Source organism: Pontibacterium sp. (assembly GCF_041587635.1).
Lineage (GTDB): Bacteria > Pseudomonadota > Gammaproteobacteria > Pseudomonadales > Balneatricaceae > Pontibacterium.
Window position 1 is genome coordinate 1 of record NZ_JBFGYC010000420.1, and the last position, 3,609, is coordinate 3,609.

The 3,609-nt window shown below is 48.5% G+C and carries 3 protein-coding genes; all 3 read right to left on the bottom strand.

Features of this window, described 5'->3' with window-relative positions; translation table 11 throughout:
- Positions 1–1,167: hypothetical protein (locus ABYW01_RS16700; RefSeq protein WP_372834875.1), on the bottom strand; the 1,167-nt coding region annotated here is incomplete at its 3' end.
- Positions 1,168–1,589: 422 nt separating this feature from the next.
- Positions 1,590–2,411: a general secretion pathway protein GspB gene (locus tag ABYW01_RS16705; protein ID WP_372834877.1), complete on the bottom strand. Its 822-nt coding sequence runs from the start codon at positions 2,409–2,411 to the stop codon at positions 1,590–1,592.
- 1 nt (position 2,412) lies between these two features.
- A partial coding sequence (locus ABYW01_RS16710; protein WP_372834880.1) for a peptidoglycan-binding protein occupies positions 2,413–3,609 on the bottom strand: 1,197 nt, incomplete at its 5' end.

Consider the following 3,609-nt stretch of genomic DNA (forward strand, 5'->3'; position numbering starts at 1 on the left):
CCAGATATTGATTTCATTTGCGTCATTTGTACCCGCACCGTTGTTGGTATCGCTGAAGTCAAAATACATTGCGCCGACCGTCAACGTTTCGCTTGGGTGTGCGGTAGCACCGAGATAGTGGATATCGGAATCAGTACCAAATGGTCCTGCGTAATTGCCTGCAACCTCACCCTGGAACCAGGTTCCATATCCACGGTTGAAACCGAAGAATAGCGGGTCGTAACCATTGTCATAGCTGGTGTAGCGATAGTTTACGCTTGGTGACCAAGGCATATCCGCAAAGGTCCAACCTGCTTCGGCATACCATGCATCCGCATCTGCACCGGTCACACCATTTTCCTGAGTTACGTATTCGGCAGACAGGAATAAGTTCTCAACACCCGCATTGCCCTGATAGCGCAAGCTAAAGGTTTCCTGACCGTCACGACCTTCGTAGCCGAAGAAAGAAGCTTCAGTGGCATCTACGCCCTGACCTTCCATATACATCGCACCGAACGTACCGTTATCGGATACGTGCTCAACGTTAATACCTGCCAGCTCTACGCTTGCCTGAGCCGGGTTGTCGGATTCAATCCAGAAAATATCGGAGCGCAGGCCTGAGTCCCCACCTACTTTCAATACGGCGGTTTTATCAAACGCTTTACGCGCTGCCAGCCAGTACGCACCGCCACGGTTTGCACTAAAGCCAGGCACAATCCCATCCAGCCCTTCACCCATATTCAGCGAGTCGCCGTTCAGGAGAAATCCATCGCCGATTGTGACGTTCTGACGACCGATGGAAAAATCCACCATATCATTGCGAAAACCGGCGTATAGATCTTCAATTTCGGTTTCACTCTCATCACCTGTTGTCAGGCCCGCAGCATCGCCATCGCCAAACGTTGCAGAACTCAGAACGTTTGCCGCACCGTAAATAGCTGCGCCATTTTCCAGTGCTTTGCTGCCAGAAAAACCATATTTTGCGTAGACTTCAGTCCAGTTTGGTTTACTTTCAGCGTTTCCGTATGTTTCCTGGCTACTGAAATAGCCTGCGATCAGCTCCAGATCAAAGTTCAGCTCAGTACCGTCTTCATTAACCAGGTTGTACGCAGACGCTGTGCCTGATGCAGCAGCAATTGCCGCCCCCAGCAAAACACCGGAAAGCCGGCGCTTCATCTTTGAGTTCATTGTGTTCGTCCTCCGCAGTAGCGCATTTTTATTTGTTTTTATTCAAGAACTTCACTTCAGCAGGAAGGGGGGCTGCTGGTATGCAAAAGTTCGATATGGCTAGATTACCTATACGCTGTAAACAGGATTTGCGGCGGATGTAGTGAGTTGTGCAGAGATGTAACGACTTGTAATAGAGAAAAGAAAACGTCAATTCCAATTCACATCAGTTGGAATAACAAAAGTTGACTTAGCGAACCAAACCAATCGGTAGATCAACGATTGTCGGAGCATCAGGATGCAAAACAGGTTAAACCACCCTATTCGTCATCTGGCTAGATCTCATAACAATCTCATCACAAAAAATCACATGCAATATCGGTTTTCTTATGAGGATGACAGGATTGAATGCGCTCTAGTTCGTTGGGTAGGCTTATGACTGATCAGCGAGCGTTAATCCAAAATTGCCTGTTTTTATAGCTAAGAATCACCCCGTCCTGGGTGATCTGCTTCAGGGTCAATCCCGCAGCGATTGGATCACCTTCACGTAAACGCTGCCCGTTAATCTTAACCATTCTTGAGGCGGGTTTAGACGAAAAGATGTGGACGCTGAACGTGAGATCGGGCAACGCCTTTTGAAACGTTGAAGGCAACTGTTTCTGATGTGGTATGCCTGCATAGGGGTCGGGCCTGGAAGGTAGGACCTCTTTCGCAATAGGGGGTGTCAATGACGCAACGGGAACGGGTTGCTGAACGACCTTAGCAGTGGTTTTGGCTGCTGGTTTTTGAATGGCTTGAGGTTTTTTCGTTAATGACGCAGTCTTCTGTCGCTTAATATTGTCTGCATACCGCGTTGGGGCAACAGACATATCACTTGCGCGTGCGCTGGCCGTACGAATTCTGACGTTCTCTACATCGGAAAGCACCTCCGCCGACAACAACCAATCATCATTTCTCAGCGGAGGATCTTTAGCGTCAATTGGCAACTTGACCGTCACCGTTTTGTTGTCACTGAAGTCCTTTGTACCCATCGCAGTTTCGGGTGAATCCTGTTGAACCGGGAGCGCAGAAAATTTTGATAACAGAACGGTACCACCTGTTAGCGCAATCACAATCCCGAGGAAAACAGCGCCCGCCCATAGATAGGAAGTCGACTTGTTGCTCGGTGTTTCAGGTAATGACAGTGTTTGAGTTTGAATATCGGGAATACGCCCGCGATTTCGATCGTGATCGGAGTGCTTAAGTGCATCAAGGATATAGGACATGTCACACGCCTCCCTCTTTTGCTTCAAGTATCGGATCATCTTTCTGAGTAACAGAATTCAGAAGAATGGCCGTATGAGGTCCGACAACACCGTCCGGTACTAATCCATGACTTTCCTGAAATCGTTTAACTTGCGTTACCAGCCCGTTATCATATTTTTGAAAACGGAAATAACGTGGAGCCCGACTTTGAGCAAATGCTAGCTGACGATCCAACCAGATCACCTCTGGCCCTTCGGTGCCTGGATGAATAGGCGCTTTGTAATGCTGAGGGACTCGCCATACAACAGTGTATTTGCCCTCAACCCACAGCTTAAGATCCTCTATACCCACCAAGCGAACTTCACCTGCAATAAACACTTTGGCCACGCCGTTGTGTACACCTAATAACGTCGCATAGAAGCTTTGCCCTTTGGCGTTAAACAGGCTGATCACTGCTGGATGATTCAGGTTAATCAACTCATCTAAGCTACCGATTTTGAAGAGACATCTGAGACCGTTAGCTTCAGCATACCGACATACAGCCGGCTGCTTTCTGGGCTCATAAGTAAGGCCCCATTGCTGCATCAATGTCTTATATGCCTGAACTTCAGTGCGGCGGGTATCGGTGCCGGTTGGCCACTGCCAATTCGCTGGATTAGACAGTTCCTGTCCGCCGATTACCGTTTCATCACTCTGGTCGGTAAGGTTCTTCTCTGATAACGTTGAGGTGCTTGTATCGTTAGGCGGTGGTTCACTTATCTGATGCGTAACTGTCTGTAAGCTCTCAAACACATTATTGCCCGGCATGTTCTTAACCAGAACCAAACTCAAGGTAATAATGGCAACTAATGATCCAATCATCACTGTCGGCCTTGAATACCTTGCCAGTGTTGATCGACCATCCGGTGTTTCACCAAACACCTCATTGGCGGCTTTACCTAACGTGCCCGCTTCTACCCGGCTTTCCCTCTGTACGTAAGCCCCCAATAGCGCCCTGTCACAGATGATATTCACCAACCTTGGAATTCCTTTTGTCAGGCGGTAAAGGCGTTTAATGGAGGAAGGTGGAAATAGCTGTCCATCAACACCTGCAACCGACAAACGATGAGCCACATACGCAGGCAACTCATTTTGTGATAGCGCCCGTAAATGGTAACGCGCAGTAATTCGCTGATTGACTTGTCTGAGTTCTGGCTTTGACAGTTTCTCGGTCAGTTC